A 19,647-nucleotide genomic window follows, 5' to 3' on the forward strand; every position below is an offset into this window, starting at 1 on the left:
CAAAGTCCCTGGCCGGTCTGCGGCGGGCCCAGACGACGACCGTCGGCGTCGGCGCTTCGTCCGGATACAACACCGGTATCCGAACGAATCCCCGCCTTGCCGGACCGCCGCCTGGACTCCGCCTCGGCTCGACCGAGGACTTCGACACATCTCCTAGTCCACCGGCGTCACCGCCAGGCGAACGCCGACGACGCTGCCCGGCCCACCGCCGCGGCCCGCGCCACCGTGCAGAACTGCTGGATCAGGGTCCGGACAGGTTCGGTCTCCCGCCCGAGGACCTTGTAGCTCAGCCCCGCGTCGTTCGGCAGCAGGCTGACCCCCGCGACGATCGGGAGGTCGTCGTCCCAGGTGGGTGGCGTCTGATCCGCGACGCGGCGGGCCCGCTCGGGCGAGGTCAGCAACAGGACGTTGCCGAAGACGTGGAAGGAGTCGAGCACCCCTCGACGGTCGACGCCGAACCGGGCCGGCTCGATCACGTACTTCTCCACGAAGAGGTTCCGTCCACCCGGGCGGGCGGCCCGGACGGCGCAGGAGAAGAGGTCGTACTGGAAGATCTCCCCATCCCGGTGGTGCTTGCGGCCGGGCAGCAGGATCTCCGCGTAGAGCACGGTCGCGGACTCCGGCAGCGTGACGGCCGTGTCCGAGACGAACCGGCTGTGCCGGTAGGGGATCGTCGGCTCCGGCAGGTACTCCAGGTAGGCGTCCTCGGCGAGGGTGATCCGCTGGAACTGGGTGGCGTAGTTCGCGTCCATCTCCTGGATCTTGTTCGCCGCCTGGGTGGTCAGGTGGGCCCGCGCGCCCTCGCCGAGCGAGACGTCGATCCGGTACCGGTCACCCTGAAGGACCCCGCCGGAGGTGGAGATGATGAACAGGCAGGCCATCTCGGGCATCGCCGCGTCCCAGTAGAGCGCGCGCTGCGCGAGCAGGGGCGCCTGACGGAACAGGTCGGTCAACACGGTCCGCTCGGCACGCCGCTCGAACGCGAGCCGGAGCAGGCCGACCTTGCCCGGCGCGCCGCCGGGTAGCTGGGCCGGCTCGTCACGGTACGGGGCCAGCTCCGGCGCGCCGTCCAGGTCGGTCACGCCGGCACCCGCCGCGCCTCCTCCTGACCACCGGCGAGCGGCTCGCCGGGAGCGGCCGGTTGCGGCAGGTCGAACAGGGCGTGGTACCGGATGAGCGAGATCAGCTCGTCGATCCCCGCGCCGGTCTTGCAGTTGGTGAAGACGAACGGTTTGCCGCCGCGCATCCGGGTGGCGTCGGCCGACATCACGTCGAGGTCGGCGTCGACGTACGGAGCCAGATCGATCTTGTTGATGACCAGGATGTCCGACTGTGAGATCCCCGGACCGTTCTTACGCGGGATCTTGTCGCCGGCCGCCACGTCGATCACGTAGATGAAGTAGTCGACCAGGGCGGGGCTGAAGGTGAGGGTCAGGTTGTCCCCACCGCTCTCGATCAGCACCAGATCGCTGTCGGGGAACCGGGCCTCCATGTCCTCCACCGCGGCGAGGTTCATGCTCGGGTCCTCGCGTACGGCCGTGTGCGGGCAGGCGCCGGTCTCCACGCCGACGATCCGCTCCTCCACCAGCACCCCGGTCAGCGCCCGCCGGACATGCTTGGCGTCCTCCGTGGTGACCACGTCGTTGGTGACCACGAGCACCCGCAGCCCGCTCTCCACCAGCCGGGGCACCACCGCTTCGATGATCGCCGTCTTGCCGCTGCCGACCGGGCCGCCGACGCCGATGCGACTGACTGTCTTCATAGCCACTCCCGAAACCGTGTTGTCAGTTCATGAACATGCGGACGTGTGCGTGGACGTGGGCCGCGGCCAGCACGTCGACCATCGGCGCGAAGGCGGCCATGTCGTCCAGATCGGCGACCGCCGCCCGCTGGTACTCCTCGGCGGCCGTCCCGTTCACCTCGTAGAGGATCGCCTGGGTGTCCAGGTGACCGATCCGCATCAGCCGGAGCGCGGCGCTGAGCAGCGTGGCCGCGACGCCGTACTGGTGAACGGCGAAGGCCTCCTCCTCGCCGAGCCCGAGGCCGGCGAAGAGCGCCCCGAGCGCGACCGGATAGGTGACCGGGACGCCGTCCGGCTCGGCGTCCCGGAACCGCTTGTCCAGCATCGAGTCGCCGGCGACCTGTCCCGCCGCCTCGGCCAGCTTCCGTCCCATCCGCAGGGTCATCGTCCGCGCCTCCTCGGAGAGCTTGCGGAGGTGGACGGCCTCGTCGGCCCGGCGTATCCGGTCCAGGTCACCGGCGACGGCGCCGCGATGCCCGTGCAGCAGCGCCACCCCGTCCCCGGTGGCCGCCACGTGGGTCACGGTCCGGACGAACTCCGCCAGCTCGGCCCGGTCGCGGACCACCCCCGCCTGCACCGCCATCTCCAGTCCGTTGGAGAACGCGAACGCGCCGACCGGGAACATCGAGTCCCCGAACTGCAGCAGCCGCAGCGCGGCCGGGATCGTCGGTACCGACCGGGCCATCAGTCGACGGGTTCGGGCAGGTGCGAATGCGGCGTCGAGTCGGCGCCGCCGAAGAGCCGGCGGGACTCGTGCGGCGCGAGGTACGCGATGACCTCGGTGCCGGGCACGAAGCTGTGCGAGATCCCGCTCAGGTCGTGCGTTCGCATCACCGAATCCATCACCTTGCGGTCGACGGTGAGTGGGACGTACATCCGGGTGCCCTTCACCACCGCCGGCCAGTGCTGGTTGCCGATGGCGTGCCCCAGCTCGACCGCCGACCGCAGACCCACCTCGACCGGCTCCTTCGCCAGCCGGGACAGGTCCACGACCATCACCTCACCCAGCTGCACCTGCGCCACGATCGCCCGGGTCGAACGCTCGTCCCAGTACAGGACATCGCCGTCGCGCAGCCGGTTCCCCCGACCCAGCGACAGCGCCACCTCGACACCGTCGCGGGTGTGCTTGCGCAGCCGGTTCTTCTGCGCCTCCCACTGATCGAGCAGCAGGCGATCCACCCCGGCGGCGTCGAGCCGGGCCGCCCAGGCCGGCTCGTCCACGTTGCCGAGTACCGATTCGACAAGCATCTCGTCGTCCTTCGCTCCGGATTGCTGGTTGGTGGGGTGGTGGTGCCGCCGAGGGGGCGGTCAGCTGAAGAAGTAGAGCTGAGCCAGGGGAAGGGTCTTGGCCGGCGGCACGGTGGCGTGCACGCCGTCGACCTTCACCGCGAAGGTCTCCGGATCCACCTCGATGTGTGGCAACACGTCGTTACGCACCATGTGGCGCTTGGTCAGCCCACGGGTCCCGCGTACCGGCAGGACCCGCCGGCGCAGGCCCAGCTTCTCCGCGACACCGGCGGCGCAACCCGCCTGCGACATGAAGGTCACGCAGCTCTCGCTCAACGCCGTGCCGTGCGCGCCGAACATCGGCCGGTAGAGCACCGGTTGCGGGGTGGGTACGGACGCGTTCGGGTCCCCCATGATCGACCAGAGGATCATGCCGTTCTTGATCACCATCTTGGGTTTGGCCCCGAAGAAGGCCGGCTCCCAGAGCACCAGGTCGGCCAGCTTGCCCGGCTCGACCGAGCCGAGCAGATGGGAGATGCCCTGGGTGATCGCGGGGTTGATGGTTATCTTCGCGATGTAGCGCAGCACCCGGAAGTTGTCGTTGCCGGCGGCGTCCTCGGGCAGGCTGCCCCGGGCCGCCTTCATCACACTGGCCAGCTGCATCACCCGGATCCAGTTCTCGCCGATCCGGCCCATCGCCTGCGAGTCGCTGGACATCATCGAGATGACGCCGAGATCGTGCAGGACGTCCTCGGCCGCGATGGTCTCCGCGCGGACCCGGCTCTCCACGAACGCCACGTCCGACGGCACCTTCGGACTGAAGTTGTGCGCCACCATGATCATGTCGAACAGCTCGGCCTGGCTGTTGACCCCGTACGGATTGGTGGGTGTGGTGGAGCTCGGCAGGCAGTTGATCTCGCCGGCCACCTTGATGATGTCCGGTGCGTGGCCGCCACCCGAGCCCTCGGTGTGGTACGTGTGGATGGTGCGGCCCTCGAACGCGGCGATGCTGTCCTCGATGTAGCCGCTCTCGTTGAGCGTGTCGGTGTGCACCGCCACCTGGATGTCGTACCGCTCCGCCGCGGTCAGCACCGACCGGATCGCCTGTGGCGTCGCGCCCCAGTCCTCGTGCAGCTTGAACCCCGCCGCTCCGGCGAGCGCCTGCTCCTCCAGGGGGCCGAGCCCCGAGCTGTTGCCCTTCGCGATCAGTCCGATGTTGATCGGGATGCCCTCGAAGGCGCGCATCATGGCGTGCAGGTTCCACGGTCCCGGGGTGCTGTTCACCCCGTTGGAGCTGTCGCTCGGGCCGGTGCCACCGCCCCAGATGGTGGTGATGCCGTTGCTCAACGCCGCGTACGCCTGCTGTGGTGCGACCAGGTGCACGTGCGTGTCGATGCCACCAGCGGTCAGGATGAGGTGCTCGCCGGAGATCGCGTCGGTGCCCGGTCCGACCACCAACTCCGGGGTGACTCCCGCCATCGTGTCCGGGTTGCCGGCCTTGCCGACGCCGGCGATCCGACCGTCCTTGATCCCCACGTCGGCCTTCACCACGCCCAGCAGCGCGTCCAGGATGGTCACGTTGGTGATGACCAGGTCGACGACGCCGTTCGCGCTGGTGAACTCGGCGCTGGCCCCCATCCCGTCGCGCAGGGTCTTCCCGCCGCCGTAGAGCGCCTCGTCGCCGAGGGTCCGCAGGTCGCGCTCGATCTCGATGTAGAGCTCCGTGTCGCCCAGCCGGATCTTGTCGCCGGTGGTCGGGCCGTACAGTCCGGCATACTCCTGCCGGGAAATCTGACTCATACTCTGCTCCCGGCCGCGATCGGCGGCCCCGTGGTCCGGTTGGGTCTACGTGGCGGTGCGATCGTCCGAGGTGGAGCGGAAGCCTCGGCTGCGGGCTCGCTGGAAGGCCTCCGGCCGGTCCGGCTGGTAGCCCGGGGTGGGTCCGGTACCGGTCCACCCGTTGACCAGGCCGTTGAATCCGTACACCCGCTGCCGGCCGGCGTACGGCACGAGCTGGACCGTCTTGCGGTCGCCCGGCTCGAAGCGGATCGAGGTGGCTGCCGGGATGTCCAGCCGCCAACCGAAGGTCGCCTCCCGATCGAACTCCAGGCTCCGGTTCGCCTCGAAGAAGTGGAAGTGCGAGCCGACCTGGATCGGCCGGTCTCCGGTGTTGCTTACCTCGATCCGGAGCGTCGGCCGGCCGGCGTTCAACTCCAGCGGCTCGTCCGCCAGGATGTAGCCGCCGATGGGCCACCGGTGCTTGGCTGTCGGCCCGGGGTGCCGGCTGAAGTCCTTCGTCATCCGCTGCCTCGCCCTCCTCTCGCTGACCCGTGCCGGTGGCTACTGGATCGGTGCGTGCACGGTGACGAGCCGACTGCCGTCGGTGAAGACCGCCTCGACCTGGACCATCGGCACCATCTCCGCGACCCCGTCCATCACGTCGCCCCGGGTGAGGACATGACTCGCGTCATGCATCACCTCCTCGACCGACTTCCCCTCCCGCGCCCCCTCCAGCGCGGTCGCGGAGACCACGGCCACCGCCTCGGGATAGTTCAGCTTGATCCCGCGGTCCTTGCGCGCCGCGGCGATCTGGGCCAGGGAGAGGATGAGCAGCTTCTCCATCTCTCTCGGCGTGAGATGCATGGTCTCGTCCCCTGACGTCGCCCGAACTCGATGAGAGGCGGACGCGTCCGGCGTCCGCAGCCCACGATAGGCGGACGGAAGCTATTTTTTGGACATACCAACTAAAGAGGGCGCAACGGGCATCCGTGCCGGCGGGTCAGGCGCCGGCCAGGCCCTGCGGGCTGTTGTAGGGGATCGCCGCGCTGGTCAACTCCTCGAGTGACCCGTCCGGCTGGACGGCGTATCCCATGAGCTTGGAGGCGTTCCCGTAGATCTGGTAGAGGTACGCCCCGTCCGGGGTCAGCCAGCTGCAACTCGGGCCGCTGCTGACCGTGCCGTTGAGTGCTCTGAAGCTGCCGTCTCCCGGGACCCTCGGACAGGCGGGATCCTGGGCCACCACCGGCTCCGGCCCGTCGACGCGGAAACTGCTGATGCCGCTGTATCCGAAGTTCGTGGCGAACGCCCACCGGTCATCGGGGGAGATCGACAACCAGCACAGCTCGGAGGGCTTGCCGGCGCTCGTGTCGATCTGCACGGGCCGGCCGATGTCGACCCGGCCGTCGCCGTCGATGGTGCCCTTCGCGATGCCGTCGCCCACCGCGTACCCGATGACGAAGGTGTCCGGCTGGTTGTGCAGGAAGACGATGAAGAACGGGGAGCCGCCGTTCGCGTCGTAGAACGACGGCCGGCCGAGGGTGGCGTCCGGCGACACGGGGAAGACGATGAGACCGTCGGGATCGGGCTCGTTCGACGCGATCGACTTCGGCTTGCCGTCGGGCCCGGGAACCCAGAGAATCGCCGACCCGTCCGGGTTCGCGGTGGGCGGCTGGTCGAACGTGGTGCCGACGAAGAGGAACCGCTGATCCGGCGTGAGTGCCGCCATGGTGGCGACCCGGTTCGGCTTGTCCGGTGTGTTCACCGTGTACCGGTCCAGCCGCAGGGTGAGTTTTCCGGCACCGTCGACCGACATCAGGCGCACGTGGTCCGGCCCGAACGAGTGCAGCACGATGAGCGTGCCGATCGACGGCGCGTACGCCAGGGACTTGGCCGTGCCGCTCCGGCCGGTGACCGGGTTTCCGGTCGGCGTGAGATCCACCAGCGTGAGCCGGCCGTCGCTGCCGACGCTGAAGCTGGAGACGGTGTTGTCGCCACCGTTCGTGGTGAAGAGGAATCGCCGATCCGGCGTGAGCAGGACGCTACCGGCGCCCTCGAACGCGTTCGGCGCGCTCTCCTGGCCACTGATCGGCTTGAAGGTGCCGGAGCCGGCGCCGCCCGTGGGGACACGCTCCACCTCGGTGATCATGCCGTCCGCGGAGCGTAGGTAGTGGATGATGGCGTTGCGCGTCTCGTTCGTCTGCATGTAGACGTGTCCGCCGTGCCGGATACCCTGCGCCGCCTCGGTCGCTCCGGCGTGTTTGTGCCCCATGTCGACGCCCCCGTGTCCCGCTCCTGTGACAACCCGGATCTCACCGATGCTCGGCAGGCGGCCGGGCCGCCGCGAAGGTGACGGCAGCGGGCGGGAGCCCGCGGCCGGCCCAATCCGAAACTACTGGAGCGAGCCGGGCCGCGCGGTCGCTAACTGGAACTCCACCGGTCGGTCGCCGAGACCGTGCGGCGGTGCTGATCAGGGCAGGGGCTGCGGCGCCTGCGGCCCCACGTACCGCGAGTCCGGCCGAATGATCTTCGAGTCCTCCGCCTGCTCCAGCACGTTCGCGCACCACCCGATGACCCGGCTGGTCGCGAAGGTCGGCGTGAACATCTCCCGGGGCAACCCGCACAGGTGCATGACGACACCCGCGTAGTACTCGACGTTGGTGTGCAGCTCCCGGCCGGGCTTGAGTTCGGCCAGCAGCGACAGCACCCGCTCCTCGACGGCCACCGCGAAGTCCACCAGTTCCCCGCCGAGGTCCCGGGCGATCCCCTTCAGCATGCGTGACCGGGGGTCCTCCGTGCGGTAGATCGGGTGCCCGAACCCCATGATCCGCTCGCCGCCGAGGATGCGGGCGCGCAGCCAGGCGTCGGCTCGATCGACGGAGCCGATGGCGTCGAGGGTGTCGAGGGCCCGGCTGGGGGCGCCACCGTGCAGGGGGCCGGAGAGCGCGCCGAGGGCGCCGCCGATGCAGGCGTAGAGGTCGGCGCCGGTGGAGGCGATCACGCGAGCCGTGAACGTCGACGCGTTGAAGCCGTGGTCCACGGTCGCGATGAGGTAACGCTCGATGGCGCGCGCCTGCGGCTCGGACGGCTCCTCACCCGTGATCATGTACAGGTAGTTGGCCGCGTGCGGCAGGTCGTCGCGGGGCGCGAGCGGCTCCAGGCCGGCCCGCAGCCGGTACAGCGCCGCGAGCAGGCTGGGGGTGAGCGCGCAGAGCGCCATGGCCTGCGCCCGGCGGTCGGCCGGCGAGGTGTCGTAGAGCGGGCGGGCGCCGGCGGTGAGCCCGGCGACCGCCAGCGCGGCACGCAACCCACCCATGGGGTCCGGCGACGAGGAGGCCGCGGCGATGCCGGGCAGCGCGGCGGCGACCGCCGGCGGTATGTGGCGCAGCGGTGCGATCTCCCGATGCAGGGCCTTCGGTTCGGTCGGCAGGGCGCCGTCGATCAGCAGCGCCCAGACGTCCTCGAGCGTGCGGCGCTCGGCGAGGTCGATCGCCGAGTACTGCCGGTAGTGGTAGAAGCCCTCGCGGCCACGGACGCGGCCGATCGTGGTGTCGGTGACGACGACGCCGGCGAGGCCCCGGGGAACTGTGGTGGTGTCAGCCATGCGGGCAGCCTCACGTTCGCCGGACAGCCTGGTCAACATTGATCCAGTCAACATGAGAGCATGGCCACATGTCCGAGGAGCAGCTGCTGACGACCGCCGAGGTGGCCCACCGGCTGCGCATCAAACCCGAGACCGTCTACGCGTACGTCAGCCGAGGGCTGCTCGCCCGGGTCAAGGTTCCCGGCGAGCGGACCAGCCGCTTCCGACTGGCCGACGTCGAACGGTTGGCCGCCCGTACCCAGGGGACGCGGCCGGAGCGGGACACCGCCGCGACGATGCGGACCGCCACCACACTGATCGCCTACGGGCGGCTGCACTACCGGGGACTCGACGCCGCGAAGCTCGCCCCGGTCACCCCCTTCGAAGAGGTCGCCCGATGGCTCTGGACGGGGCAGCGGCGGGCGGAGCGCTTCGCGGCCCCCGCCGAGACCGTCGACGGGGCGAGACGAGCCGCCGCCCACCTGCCGGCCCACGCCCGAACCTTCGACCGGCTTCCGGTGGTCGTCGCCCTCGCGGCCGCGCTCGATCCGCTCCGCTTCGACCTGGCGCCGGCCACCGTGGTCGCGATCGGGCCCGTCCTGCTGGCCACCATGGTCGACGCGCTGCCCCTTGCGGGGAGCGCGATCGCCGACGACCACAGCCTGGCGGCCCGCCTCTGGCCCCGGCTGACCCGCGAGCCGGCGACCGTGGAGGGTCTGCGGGCACTCAACGCCGCCCTCGTCCTGCTCGCCGACCACGACCTGGCCGCCTCGACCATCGCGGTACGGGTCGCGGCATCGACCCGGGCGAACCCGTACGCCGCGGTACTGGCCGGTCTGGGCGCGCTCGACGGGCCGATGCACGGCGCCGTCGGCGGCACGGTCCACCGGATGATCGAGTCCGCCGTGCGGGACGGGACGGCGGCCGCGATCGCCGAATCGCTGCGCGGCGGTGGCCTGCCCGGATTCGGGCATCCGCGCTACCCGGACGGCGACCCCCGCGCGGCCGCCCTCCTCGACCTGGTCGCGCCGCTCCCGCTGCCCGACGGGTTGCGTCGCACCGTGGACGAGCTGATCGCGACGGCGCTGCGGCGGGGCAGCCGGCCCAACATCGACTTCGCCGTGGCCGTGCTGGCACACGCGAGCGGCATGGGACCCGGCGCGGCCGAGGTGATCTTCGCCATCGCGCGTACCGCGGGCTGGGTCGCACACGTCGTCGAGGAGTACGCCCAGCCGAGCAACCGGTTCCGCTGGAGCAGCGGCTACACCGGGCCGACGCCGGAATCGGCGTGAAGTCCGACGCCGAAGCACGGAACCGGCAGCCGGCCTGCCGCCGCGGTCCGGAAGCGCGAGCCGCCGGTCGGGTCACCAGGGCCGGACGAGACACATCCCGCCGAAGCCGGGTCCGTCCATGGTGGTCAGCGCCTCGGGCACCTCGTCGAGGCCGATGGTGCGGGTGACCAGGTCGGCGGGGCGCAGCACCCCGGCCTCGACCATCCGCAGCAGCTCCGGATAGGCGTGCGCCGCCATGCCGTGACTGCCGCGCAGCTCCAGCTCGTACGCGATCACCAGCTCCATCGGCACCGCCGGACGCCCCTGCGCGGCCGGCAGGAGACCGACCTGCACGTGCCGCCCGCGCCGCCGGAGGCCCTCGATCGAGGCGACGCAGGTCGCCTGAGCGCCCAGCGCGTCCAGCGAGAGATGAGCGCCGCCGCCGGTCGCCTCGCGGACGGCCGCGGCCACCTCGCCCGGGCCGGTGAAGGCGCTCGCGTCCACGCCGACCGTGGCCCCGAAGCGGCGGGCCGACTCCAGCGCGGCGGGGGAGACGTCCACGGCCACCACCCGAGCGCCGCACGCCGCCGCGATCATCACCGCGGAGAGACCGACGCCGCCGCAGCCGTGCACGGCCACCCACTCGCCGGCGGCGACCCGCCCCTGCGCGACCACCGCCCGGAACGCGGTGGCGAAGCGGCAACCCAGCGCCGCCGCGGCCGGGTAACCCAGGTCGTCGGGGAGCCGGACCAGGTTGACGTCCGCGTGGTGCACCGCCACGTACTCGGCGAACGACCCCCAGTGCGTGAAGCCCGGCTGGGTCTGCCGCTCGCACACCTGCTGGTCACCGGCGAGGCAGGCCGGGCACTGCCCGCACGCGCAGACGAACGGCGCGGTGACCCGGTCGCCGCGCCGCCACCCGCGTACCCCCTCGCCGACGGCCGCGACGACGCCGGCGAATTCGTGGCCGGGCACGTGCGGCGCGCGGATGTCGGGGTCGTGCCCCTGCCAGCCGTGCCAGTCGCTGCGGCACAGCCCGGTCGCCTCGACCCGGATGACCACGCCCCCGGGCGGCGGCGTCGGGTCGGGAACCTCGCGGACCTCGGGCCGGGCACCGAACTCGTCGAAGATCACCGCACGCATGCGCGGATCCTCACATGCCCGGGTCGCCGTGCACACCCCGCCCCCGGTGGCCGTGGCGGCGCACTCCGTCGGCGGCGTCCTCGTCAGGGCCGATCGGACTTCGATCGGTTGCTCCGGCGTCGCCACGGGATCACCACGAGGGCGAGGGTCAGGACGAAGACCCCGCCGAGACCGAGCCCGACGGGCAGCAGCAGCGAGGTGCTCTCGGCCGCCTCCTCCTCGCGCTCACCCTTGACCGGCACCACGGGCTGGTCGTACTTCTTCTCCTCGGGTGCCACGAGGTGACCGACGGAGGCGCCGCGCGCAAGTGCGAACCCCCAGTTGAGCAGCGCCGCCGACTCGCCCAGACTGCCCAGCGGGGCGGTCTCCGCGCCGAGCAGGGTGACCGCGAGCCGCCGGCCGTCGCGTTCGGCCACCCCGACGTACGTCTGCCGGGCCAGGTCGGTGAAGCCGGTCTTGCCTCCGAGCGTGCCCGGGTAGTTGCCGAGCAGGGTGTTGTCGTGCGTGATCTCGAACGCCGGGCTGCCGGGGCGGGCCGGTATCCGCGCCACCGGGGTCGCCACGTAGCGGCGGAAGTCGTCGCGGGCGAAGGTGGCCCGCGCGATCAACGCGAGGTCGTACGCGCTGGTGTACTGGCCGGGGCCGTCGAGGCCCGAGGGCGTCACCGCGTGGGTCTGGTACGCCCGCAGCCGCCGGGCCTCCTCGTTCATCGCGTCGACGCCGCCCTGCCGGCCGGTGCTGCCGCCGCCGAGGCGGGCGAGCACGTTGGCTGCGTCGTTGCCCGAGCAGAGCAGCAGCCCCAGCCACAGGTCCTCGACCGCGTACCGGCCGCCGGCCCGTACCCCCATCAGCGAGCTCTCCGGATCGAGGTCGCGCAGGTCCGACCGCGCCACCTCCACCTCCTGGCTCGGGTCGAGCCGGGGCATCAGCGCGGCGGCCAGCAGCAGTTTCTGCACGCTGGCCGGCGTCCGGTGCTCGTGCGGCCCGCAGCCGCCCAGCACCTCGCCGGTCTTCAGGTCCGCCACGAGCCACGAGGTGGCGGTCACCGCGGGCGGCTTCGGCGCGCCGGGCGCGATCGCGAGCCCGGCCGTCGCGAGGGCCGCACCGCCGACCGCTCGCCGCGCGGGGTCAACCGGCGGCGGAGACGGGAGAGCCGGCGCCGGTGTCGGTGGCTTCACCGCCGGACAGGGCACGGGCGGTGCGGCGGTCGTCCGCGCCGGTGGCGCGATCGCGACGGCGGGCAGGGCCAGAATGGCGCCGAGCGCCACGGAGGTAACCCGAATGGTGGTCACGCTTACGTACGGTAATCGCCTGTTCGCCGGACACGGGGCGAATGGAGGAAGTAGTGCGGGCTGGCGTGGTTACTTCGCGCTCTTCTCGGCCGCGGCCGACCGGATTCGGCCGGCCGGCGGTCGCATCATGGCGCGCGCCACCTGGCTCGGCCTCATGGGTGGCTGAGTCAGCGGATGGGCGCGTTCCGGACGGATGCTGTCGAGGAACAGCTCCGCGTTGCGCCGCCACGCGCCCGGTGCGACCGTTCGGGTGACCTCGGCGACCCGGCTGTTGGACAGCGTGATGAAGATGAGGTCCTCGACGGTGAAGTCCGGGCGGACGGCCCCCTCCTCCCGAGCCCGGTCGAAGAGCTCCTCGATGCGTCGCTGGATCTGCCCACGCAGCTCCACCAGCCGGGGGGAGCCGTCGAAGCGCGTGGTCATGAGGTTGAGGTAGCCGCCGCGCTCCGCCTCCAGCGCGCACGTGGCCATGACGAACTCCGCGACCCCCGCCCATCGGTCCGGGTTTGCGAGCGCCCGTTCGACCAGCTCGAGCGCGGCGTGCAGTGGCTGGTCGAGGACCGCCTCCCAGAGTTGGACGCGGGACGGGAAGTGCCGGTAGAGCGTGCCGGGGGAGACGCCCGCGGCGGTGACGATCTTGTCGATCGGCGCGTCGAGGCCCTCGCTGGTGAAGAGCGCCTCCGCGGCGCTGATGATCCGCTCGCGGTTGCGGATGCTGTCCCGGCGTTCGGCGCGCGGACGCCGTCCCTCGTCGCGTTCGCTCGTCGTCTGCTCCACGGGGACATGGTACCCGGAATACCGGAGACAGATCTCCGTTATACCGTGTACCGGAGATTGCTCTCCGGAACAGGGAGGGTCCCTCCCCCCTGCCGTACCGCTGCCCCCTGGAGTCACGAATGTTCGTCGCCACCCTTGTTGTCAGCATCGCCTTCGCGGCCCTGCTGGCGGTGTCCGCCGCCGGAAAGCTGAAGCGCGACCCGCAACAGATGAAGACCCTGGAACGGGTCGGGGCCACGCGGCTGCGCCCGCTGCTCGCCTTCCTCGAACTCGCGGGCGCTGCGGGGCTGCTTGTCGGTCTCGCGTGGTGGCCGCTCGGCGTCGCGGCCGGCATCGGCCTGGTCCTCTACTTCGCCGGAGCAATCGCCGCGCACCTTCGCGTCGGCGACCGGGCGGTCCTCCCGCCCGCCCTGCTGCTCGTCGTCTCGCTCGCCGCCACCGCACTGCGTCTGGCCTCCGCCGTGTCCTGATCCGCAGGACCGAGGGTGGATCCTCCCGGAACTGGGGATCCACCCTCGTGTGGCGGGAGTCGATGGCGCGGGGACGCTCGGGCCTCCGAGCCGACAACGCCGCAGAGCACGTGAACCGTTCGAAACCTCCTGAGACAGCAAGCCAAAGGAACGCATCGATGACCGGAAACAGCACCGGCGGACCCCTGCCGGGACGGCTTCAGATCGAGCGGAGCGAGTTCGAAGGATGGCCGGTGCACACGGTGCGCCCCGCTACGGGCGACGCCCGCGGGCACGTCCTCTACCTGCACGGCGGCGGCTACGTCAGTCCGCTACAGCCGGCGCACTGGGATCTGATCGCCCGGCTGGCCGCCCGCACCGGACGCGCCTTCGTCGTGCCGGACTTCCCGCTCGCACCCGGGCACACGCATCACGACGTCTTCCCGACCCTCCGGCGGCTCTACGACCAGTTGAGCGACGGGACGGACCCGGACACGTTCGCGGTGATGGGTGACTCCACCGGCGCGACCATGGGTCTCGCGCTGGTCCAGTCCCTCCCGCCGGGACAGCGGCGGCCGAGGGACCTCGTCCTCATGTCGCCGTGGCTCGACGCGACACTGACCAACCCCGAGATCAGGGCGCTCGAACCCCACGATCCGATCTCCTCGACCGAGAACCTCAGCCGGTTCGCGCGGTGGTGGGCCGGCCGCGCCGACGTCGCCACGCCACTGCTGAGCCCCATCAACGGGCCGCTGGAGAACCTCGGCCGTGTCGCGATCTTCGCCGGGACCAACGACATCCTCACCCCGGACGCACGTCGCCTGGCCCAGCTCGCCGCCGAGGCGACCGGCACGGAGATGACCCTGCACGAGTACCCGGACATGATCCACGCCTTCATGCTGCTGCGCCCCGGCGCGGAGACCGACGCCGTGCTGGCCGAGATCACCCGACGTCTCGACGCTGACCCCGGCGCGGTGGAGCGCTGAGTCACCCGGGCAGCGCGGCGAGCCGGTCACGAAGCGCGTCCGCGTCCGGGTGGGTGAGCTCGTCGAGGATGGCCAGCGCCTGCTCCCAGGTCCGGCGGGCGAGGGCCGGATCACCGGCGGTCAGGTGCAGCTCGCCGAGCCGGGTCAGCGTCCTCGTCTCGTAGTAGCGGCTGCTCACCGCGCGGTAGCGGGCGAGTGCCTGCCCGTACAGCGCGACGGCCCGGTCGTGCTGACCGAGGTGGTGGTGGATGAAGCCGAGGCTGTCCAGCGCCACGGCCTCGTCGTGGGTGTTCTCGCCGGTCTCGTGGTGCAGGTCCAGCGCCTGACCGCAGTAGGCGAGCGCCTCCTCGTACCGGCCCGCCTGGGCGTGCCACCAGCCGATGTTGTTGAGGGCGTTCGCCTGGCCGGTGCGGTGACCGGTCGTCCGCCAGAGCGCCAGGGCCTGCTCGGCGTGGTGCAGGCCCAGCTCCGGCTGTCCCAGCCGCCCGTGCACCCAGACCAGTCCCATGTGGGTGTCGGCCTGATAGTTCGAGTCGCCCAGCTCGCGGAACCGGTCGAGGGCGTACTCCAGATGGGCCTGGGCGTCGTCGTCGCGGCCCAGCGCGGCGATCGCGACGGCGAGGCTGCGGTGCAGGTGCGCCCTGCCCGCCGGGTCGGTGATCCGGCTCGCCGCCGTCACCACCGTCTGCTGGGTGGCGGCCATCGTGTGCCAGAGACCGAACCGGTGGAAGAACGTGGTGAGGATGCCGGCGAGCTGCCAGGCGTGCCGGTCGAAGCCGTGCTCGGCCGCGTGGTTGATCACACCGAGCAGGACCCGCTGCTCGCTCGCGAACCACGCGACCGCCTGCGGCGGCGCGGCGAGGTCGGCCACCGCGACCCCGGGGCGGGGTGGGGAGAGCGACATCAACTGCCGGCCCGGGTAGAGCAGCCGGTTGGCGAGGTCGGCGGTGTGCAGGTAGTGGTCGAAGAGCCGGCCCTGCGCCTGCGTGCGTTCGGCGGTAGCCTCGTGCGCGGACGCCAGCTCCGCGGCGTACGCCCGCAGCAGGTCGTGGAACCCGTACCGGCCGGGACTCTGCTCGAAGAGCAGGTGCGCCCCGGTCAACGCGGCCAGCAGCGGACGGACCGCGCGGACCGGCACGCCGGCGAGGCTCGCGGCGGCCGGCGCGGCGATGTCCGGTCCCGGGTGCAGGCTGAGCAGGCGGAACAACCGTGCCGCAGGTGGGTCGAGAGCCCGGTACGACCACGAGAAGACCGCCCGGACGCCGGTGAACGTCTCGTCACCGTCGAACGCGTCCAGCCCGCCGCGCGCCGCGCGCAGCTCGCTGGCGATGGCGGCGAGCGGGAATCCGGGGTTTGCGGCCGCGCGGGCGGCCACGACGGCCAGGGCGAGCGGCAGCCGGCTGCAGTGCGAGACGATCTCGGCGACCGCGTCGGGCTCCGCGGCCACCCGGTGGCCGCCGAGCCGGTCCACCAGCAGCTTGCGTGCCTCCCCGGCGGTGAGCAGGTCGACGTGCATCGGGTGGGCACCCTCGATCACCAGGAGGCTGCTGAGCCGGTTCCGGCTGGTGATCACGACCATCGAGCCCGCCGTGCCGGGCAGCAGCGGCCGGACCTGATCGGCGTCGCGGGCATTGTCCAGCACGATCAGCATCCGCCGCTCGGCGAGCAGACTGCGGTAGAGGCTGCTCTGCGCGGCCGGCATCGCCGGGATCCGCTGCGCCGGCACCTGCAAGGCGTGCAGGAAGGCGTGCAGCACCTCCGACGGTCCGACCGAGGCCGCTTCGGCGTCGAACCCCCGCAGGTCCATGTAGAGCTGTCCGTCGGGGAACGCGCGGCGAGCCTGGTGCGCCCAACGCAACGCCAACGACGTCTTGCCGACCCCGGCCGTGCCGGTGATCGTGACGATCGTCGGATCGTGGCGTTCGTCGGATTCGTCCGGGCGCAGCGCGTCCAGCCGGGACAGGTACGCCGTACGACCGACGAACGCCGCCACCCCGGCCGGTAGCTGTGCCGGCACCACGGCCACCGGTGGCGCCGGCAGCTCCGTGACAGCGCCGGCCGCACCGGCCCCGGACGTCGTGCCCCGCCCGGCGCCGGGGATCGTGCTGGCCGCCGCACCGGCTACGGCGGAGCCGAGGCCGGGGTCGTCCCCGATGATCGCCGCCTCGAGCTCACGCAGGGACGGGCCCGGCTCCAGGCCGAGCTCCGCGACGAGCAGCCGACGGGCGTGCCGGTACGCGGCCAGGGCGTCCGCCCGCCGGCCGCTGCGGTAGAGGGCCAGCATCAGTTGACCGTGCAGACGCTCCTGCAGGGGATGGTCGACGACGAGTTCGCTGAGCTGAGACACGAGTTCGGCGTGCCGGCCGGCGGAGAGGTCGGCGTCGATCCGGTCCAGCAGCGCCGTGAGACGGGACTCCTCGATGCCGCCGCAGAGCCGCTCCCGGAGGGTGCCGGTGGTCGCGTCGGCCAGCGCCGGCCCACGCCACAGATCGAGCGCGGCGGCGAGCTGCGCGGATCGCCGCCGCGGGTCGGTGATGGCCCTCGCGCCCTCCACCATCCGCTGGAAGCGGTGCAGGTCCACCGAATCGGCCGGTACGGAGAGCCGGTAGCCTTCGCCCAGGGCAAGCAGGCGGGTCCGCCCGTCGGTATCCGCCCCGGCGGCGACGTGCACCGCCTTGCGGACCCGCGACATCAGCGCCTGCAGCGTCGCCCTGGCGGTCGCCGGAGGCGTCTGTCCCCAGAGCACGCTCACCAGCCGCTCGGCGCTGACCACCCGGTCGGGGTCGAGCAGCAGCACCGCGAGCGTCAGCCGCTCCTGACGCCGCCGGAGAGGGACCAGCTGCCCGCCGTCGGTGTACAGCTCCACCGCACCCAGCAGCCGGATTTCCATTCGGGGAATCCTAGAGGCACCGGATCCGCGCGCCGGAGCGCCGGTGGCGAGCCGGTGGCAAGGCGGTGGCAAGGACCGGATGCCAGGGTCGCCGGGATCCACAGCCGATTCCGGTAGTGCCCCGTCGTCGCGGCGGGCGGGAAGGTCTCCTCTTGTCACAGCCACCCACGCCGTACCAGCCGTACGGTGGCTCCGCCTACGAACCTCCACGGTCCGCGCCGGTCCCGCCGCCGGTTCCGCCGGCGCCACAGTTCGCGCAGCCGATCCCGCCGGCTCCGCCGGTTCCGCAAGTCGCGCCGGCAGCACCGTTCGCGCAGCCGGTCCCACCGGCAGCGCCGTTCGCGCAGCCCGCGCAGCCGGTCCCGCCCTTCGCCCAGCCGTTACCGCCGTTCCCGCCCTACGCGCACCCGGCCGCCGCGCCGCCCGCCGGCCCGGTGGGCGTTCCGCAGCCGTCACCCGCTGACACCGGTCGGCCGCGCGGCCGCAAGCGGCGCGTCTTCGGCATCCTCGCCACCATCTCCGCCGTGGTGCCCCTGGTGCTCGCCGGGGGGCTGACGTACGCGGCGATCAAGAACCACCGGATCCAGACCGGCAACGACGCGTTCGCCGCGGTCGCCTGGCACAACCTGCGCACCGAGGAGGTGTTCCCGGACTTCCTCAGAGACCCCTACCTGACGGGGGAGCAGCCGCAGGGGTGGTCCCGGCAGGGCCTCGCCGAACAGAAGGACTGCCGCGGGGTGCTCGCCGACAAGCTCACCGAAGCGGTGATCGCGCAGGGGTGCGTGAGCGTGCTGCGGGCGACGTACGTGCACGTCGGGGGAGACATGGCTGCGACCGTGGCGCTCGCCGTGGTCGGTTCTTACCAGCAGGCGACGGAGATCGCGGAGGAGCTCGGCTCCGAGCGGGTACCGATGGTCGTCCCGATGGCGGTGCCCGGCACCGCGGCCGCCGGCTGGAGCCGCAAGCTCGCGTACGCCGGTCGGGCGAGATCCGTCGGGCTCGCCACCAACTCGCCGCCGTACGTCGCCGCCATCACCGTCGGTCCCCTGGACCCCCGCCGCCAGTACGGGAAGCTCCCCGGGGACTGGGCGATCAGCGGCCGCAGCGAGCAGAAGCTCTACCAGGGCGTCGCCGACGAACTCGTCGGCGGGTACGCGCGCACCTTCGACCACCTGGCGAACGGCCGATGAGGGCGCGGGCGTTCCGGGCGGTGTCCCGCACCGCCGTCGCGCTCGGCGTCGCCGGGGCCCTGGTCGCGGTGGCCGCCCCGGTCCACGCGGCGGGCAAGGGCTGGGAGCTCGACGCCCTGTCGGTGCCGGCGGCGCACGACCTGAGCGAGGGTGACGGGATCACCGTCGCGGTGATCGACACCGGGATCCGGACGAACCACCCGGTTCTCGCCGGCCGCGCCACCGAGGGGCCCGACTTCCTGAGCGAGAACGACAAGAAGGAGTCCTGGTACGGCGGGCACGGCACGTCGATGGCCTCCAACGTCCTCGACGTCGCGCCGAAGGCGAAGGTGCTCGGCCTGCGGGCGATCCGCGACCGCGAGGACCCCGACTACCAGACCTGGGAGCAGAGCCTGGCGAACCCGAACCCGCAGTCGGCGCACGCGCTGCGCAACGCCATCCGGTACGCGGCCGACAGCGGCGCCCGGGTCATCTCGCTCTCGCTGGGTACGGAGAACGCGTTCACCCCGTACGACGAGGAGGAGGCGAAGGCCATCCAGTACGCCCTCGCCAAGGGCGTGGTGGTGATCGCGTCGGCCGGCAACGACGGCGACGGGGAGAATCTGGTCGCCTACCCGGTCGGCTATCCCGGCGTGATCGGCGTGGCCGCCAGCACCCCGTCGGGCGGGCGGGCCGACTTCTCGACGGTGCACTCCTACGTGGACGTGGCCGCTCCCGGCGTCGACATCTGGGGCGCCGACATCAAGTCGAAGGGGCGGGTCTCCGAGCAGGGCTCCTCGCAGGCGGGCGCGCTCACCGCGGGGGTCACCGCGCTGATCCTGGCCAAGTACCCGAAGCTCGCCCCCCGGCAGGTCGGCGACCTGCTCCAGCGCACCGCGTCGCATCCGCAGCGGCACGACCCGAAGACCGGCTACGGGGTCGTCGACGCGGCCAAGGCGCTGCGCGCCGCCGGAAAGGTCAAACCAGCGCCGTACGTGATGCCGGTGAACGCGAAGGGCGCCGGCGCGCACTTCGGTCCCGGTGACGACGGGACACCCCGTCGTGTCGGCCAGCCGCTCGACGTGCTCCTGCTGGTGTTCGCGGGGGTCTTCGGCCTCTTCGCGGCCGGCATGATCATCGGCGGGTTGCTGCTGCTACGCAGTGGCCGGCGCGCCCGCCGGCGTCTGGCGAGCCCGCCCGTGGCCGGAATGCCCCCACGGCAGTGGTGAACTCGCCCGGAGGCGGTGCCCCTGAACCGGCCGGTTGAGGGGCACCGCGACGGC

The 19,647-nt window shown here is 72.1% G+C and carries 18 protein-coding genes; 5 read left to right on the forward strand and 13 right to left on the reverse strand.

Annotated elements, in window-relative coordinates:
* Positions 1-167 precede the first annotated feature (167 nt).
* The 9 genes from D7147_RS10620 to D7147_RS10660 all read right to left on the reverse strand — a co-directional run bounded on the left by D7147_RS10620 (position 168) and on the right by D7147_RS10660 (position 8,408).
* On the reverse strand, positions 168-1,082 hold the full coding sequence (locus tag D7147_RS10620; RefSeq protein WP_120676215.1) for an urease accessory protein UreD: 915 nt from the start codon (positions 1,080-1,082) through the stop codon (positions 168-170).
* The gene (gene ureG, locus D7147_RS10625; RefSeq protein WP_120676216.1) at positions 1,079-1,762 is read right to left on the reverse strand and encodes an urease accessory protein UreG; all 684 of its coding nucleotides are present in this window, start codon (positions 1,760-1,762) and stop codon (positions 1,079-1,081) included. The genes D7147_RS10620 and ureG overlap by 4 nt, the downstream gene beginning before the upstream one ends.
* Positions 1,763-1,784: 22 nt before the next feature.
* Entirely contained in the window at positions 1,785-2,486 is a 702-nt protein-coding gene (locus tag D7147_RS10630) for an urease accessory protein UreF (RefSeq protein ID WP_120676218.1), read from the reverse strand.
* Positions 2,486-3,049 carry an urease accessory protein UreE gene (gene ureE / locus D7147_RS33375; RefSeq protein ID WP_120676220.1) on the reverse strand — a complete coding sequence of 188 codons (564 nt, stop codon included), beginning with the start codon at positions 3,047-3,049 and terminating at the stop codon, positions 2,486-2,488. Before ureE ends, D7147_RS10630 begins: the two co-directional genes overlap by 1 nt.
* Positions 3,050-3,109: 60 nt before the next feature.
* Complete coding sequence (locus tag D7147_RS10640; protein WP_120676222.1) at positions 3,110-4,828, reverse strand: urease subunit alpha; 1,719 nt, start codon at positions 4,826-4,828, stop codon at positions 3,110-3,112.
* Positions 4,829-4,873: 45 nt separating this feature from the next.
* A complete protein-coding gene (locus D7147_RS10645; protein ID WP_120676224.1) occupies positions 4,874-5,329 on the reverse strand; it encodes an urease subunit beta in 456 nt (151 codons plus the stop codon).
* A gap of 39 nt (positions 5,330-5,368) precedes the next feature.
* Positions 5,369-5,671 (reverse strand): urease subunit gamma, encoded by a 303-nt coding sequence (locus tag D7147_RS10650; RefSeq protein ID WP_120676226.1) that lies wholly within the window; start codon positions 5,669-5,671, stop codon positions 5,369-5,371.
* Between the two features lie 136 nt (positions 5,672-5,807).
* Positions 5,808-7,076, reverse strand: coding sequence for a beta-propeller fold lactonase family protein (locus D7147_RS10655; protein ID WP_120676228.1), 1,269 nt, complete (start codon positions 7,074-7,076; stop codon positions 5,808-5,810).
* 198 nt (positions 7,077-7,274) lie between these two features.
* Positions 7,275-8,408 (reverse strand): citrate/2-methylcitrate synthase, encoded by a 1,134-nt coding sequence (locus D7147_RS10660; protein ID WP_120676230.1) that lies wholly within the window; start codon positions 8,406-8,408, stop codon positions 7,275-7,277.
* A 68-nt stretch (positions 8,409-8,476) separates the two neighbouring features.
* Here D7147_RS10660 and D7147_RS10665 point away from each other — a divergent pair, with 68 nt between their 5' ends.
* A complete protein-coding gene (locus tag D7147_RS10665) occupies positions 8,477-9,679 on the forward strand; it encodes a citrate synthase (protein ID WP_120676232.1) in 1,203 nt (400 codons plus the stop codon).
* A gap of 72 nt (positions 9,680-9,751) precedes the next feature.
* Here D7147_RS10665 and D7147_RS10670 read toward each other — a convergent pair whose 3' ends face one another.
* The 3 genes from D7147_RS10670 to D7147_RS10680 form a co-directional block, all read right to left on the reverse strand.
* Positions 9,752-10,801, reverse strand: a complete 1,050-nt coding sequence (locus D7147_RS10670; protein ID WP_120676234.1) for a zinc-dependent alcohol dehydrogenase family protein — start codon at positions 10,799-10,801, stop codon at positions 9,752-9,754.
* Between the two features lie 83 nt (positions 10,802-10,884).
* Positions 10,885-12,093 carry a D-alanyl-D-alanine carboxypeptidase family protein gene (locus tag D7147_RS10675; protein WP_407663328.1) on the reverse strand — a complete coding sequence of 403 codons (1,209 nt, stop codon included), beginning with the start codon at positions 12,091-12,093 and terminating at the stop codon, positions 10,885-10,887.
* A gap of 69 nt (positions 12,094-12,162) precedes the next feature.
* Positions 12,163-12,870, reverse strand: coding sequence for a TetR/AcrR family transcriptional regulator (locus tag D7147_RS10680; protein ID WP_158609339.1), 708 nt, complete (start codon positions 12,868-12,870; stop codon positions 12,163-12,165).
* Positions 12,871-12,989: 119 nt separating this feature from the next.
* Here D7147_RS10680 and D7147_RS10685 point away from each other — a divergent pair, with 119 nt between their 5' ends.
* Both D7147_RS10685 and D7147_RS10690 read left to right on the forward strand, forming a co-directional pair.
* Positions 12,990-13,340 carry a DoxX family protein gene (locus D7147_RS10685; protein WP_120676240.1) on the forward strand — a complete coding sequence of 117 codons (351 nt, stop codon included), beginning with the start codon at positions 12,990-12,992 and terminating at the stop codon, positions 13,338-13,340.
* A 158-nt stretch (positions 13,341-13,498) separates the two neighbouring features.
* Positions 13,499-14,305: an alpha/beta hydrolase fold domain-containing protein gene (locus D7147_RS10690; RefSeq protein ID WP_158609340.1), complete on the forward strand. Its 807-nt coding sequence runs from the start codon at positions 13,499-13,501 to the stop codon at positions 14,303-14,305.
* A gap of 1 nt (position 14,306) precedes the next feature.
* Here D7147_RS10690 and D7147_RS10695 read toward each other — a convergent pair whose 3' ends face one another.
* Positions 14,307-17,195, reverse strand: a complete 2,889-nt coding sequence (locus D7147_RS10695; RefSeq protein WP_120676244.1) for an AfsR/SARP family transcriptional regulator — start codon at positions 17,193-17,195, stop codon at positions 14,307-14,309.
* 152 nt (positions 17,196-17,347) lie between these two features.
* On the opposite strand from D7147_RS10695, the gene D7147_RS10700 reads away from it, so the two are divergent.
* The gene (locus tag D7147_RS10700) at positions 17,348-18,385 is read left to right on the forward strand and encodes a hypothetical protein (protein WP_120676246.1); all 1,038 of its coding nucleotides are present in this window, start codon (positions 17,348-17,350) and stop codon (positions 18,383-18,385) included.
* Positions 18,382-19,593 (forward strand): S8 family peptidase, encoded by a 1,212-nt coding sequence (locus D7147_RS10705; protein ID WP_120676248.1) that lies wholly within the window; start codon positions 18,382-18,384, stop codon positions 19,591-19,593. Before D7147_RS10700 ends, D7147_RS10705 begins: the two co-directional genes overlap by 4 nt.
* Positions 19,594-19,647: the final 54 nt, after the last annotated feature.

The sequence above is a fragment of the Micromonospora musae genome (assembly GCF_003626545.1).
Lineage (GTDB): Bacteria > Actinomycetota > Actinomycetes > Mycobacteriales > Micromonosporaceae > Micromonospora > Micromonospora musae.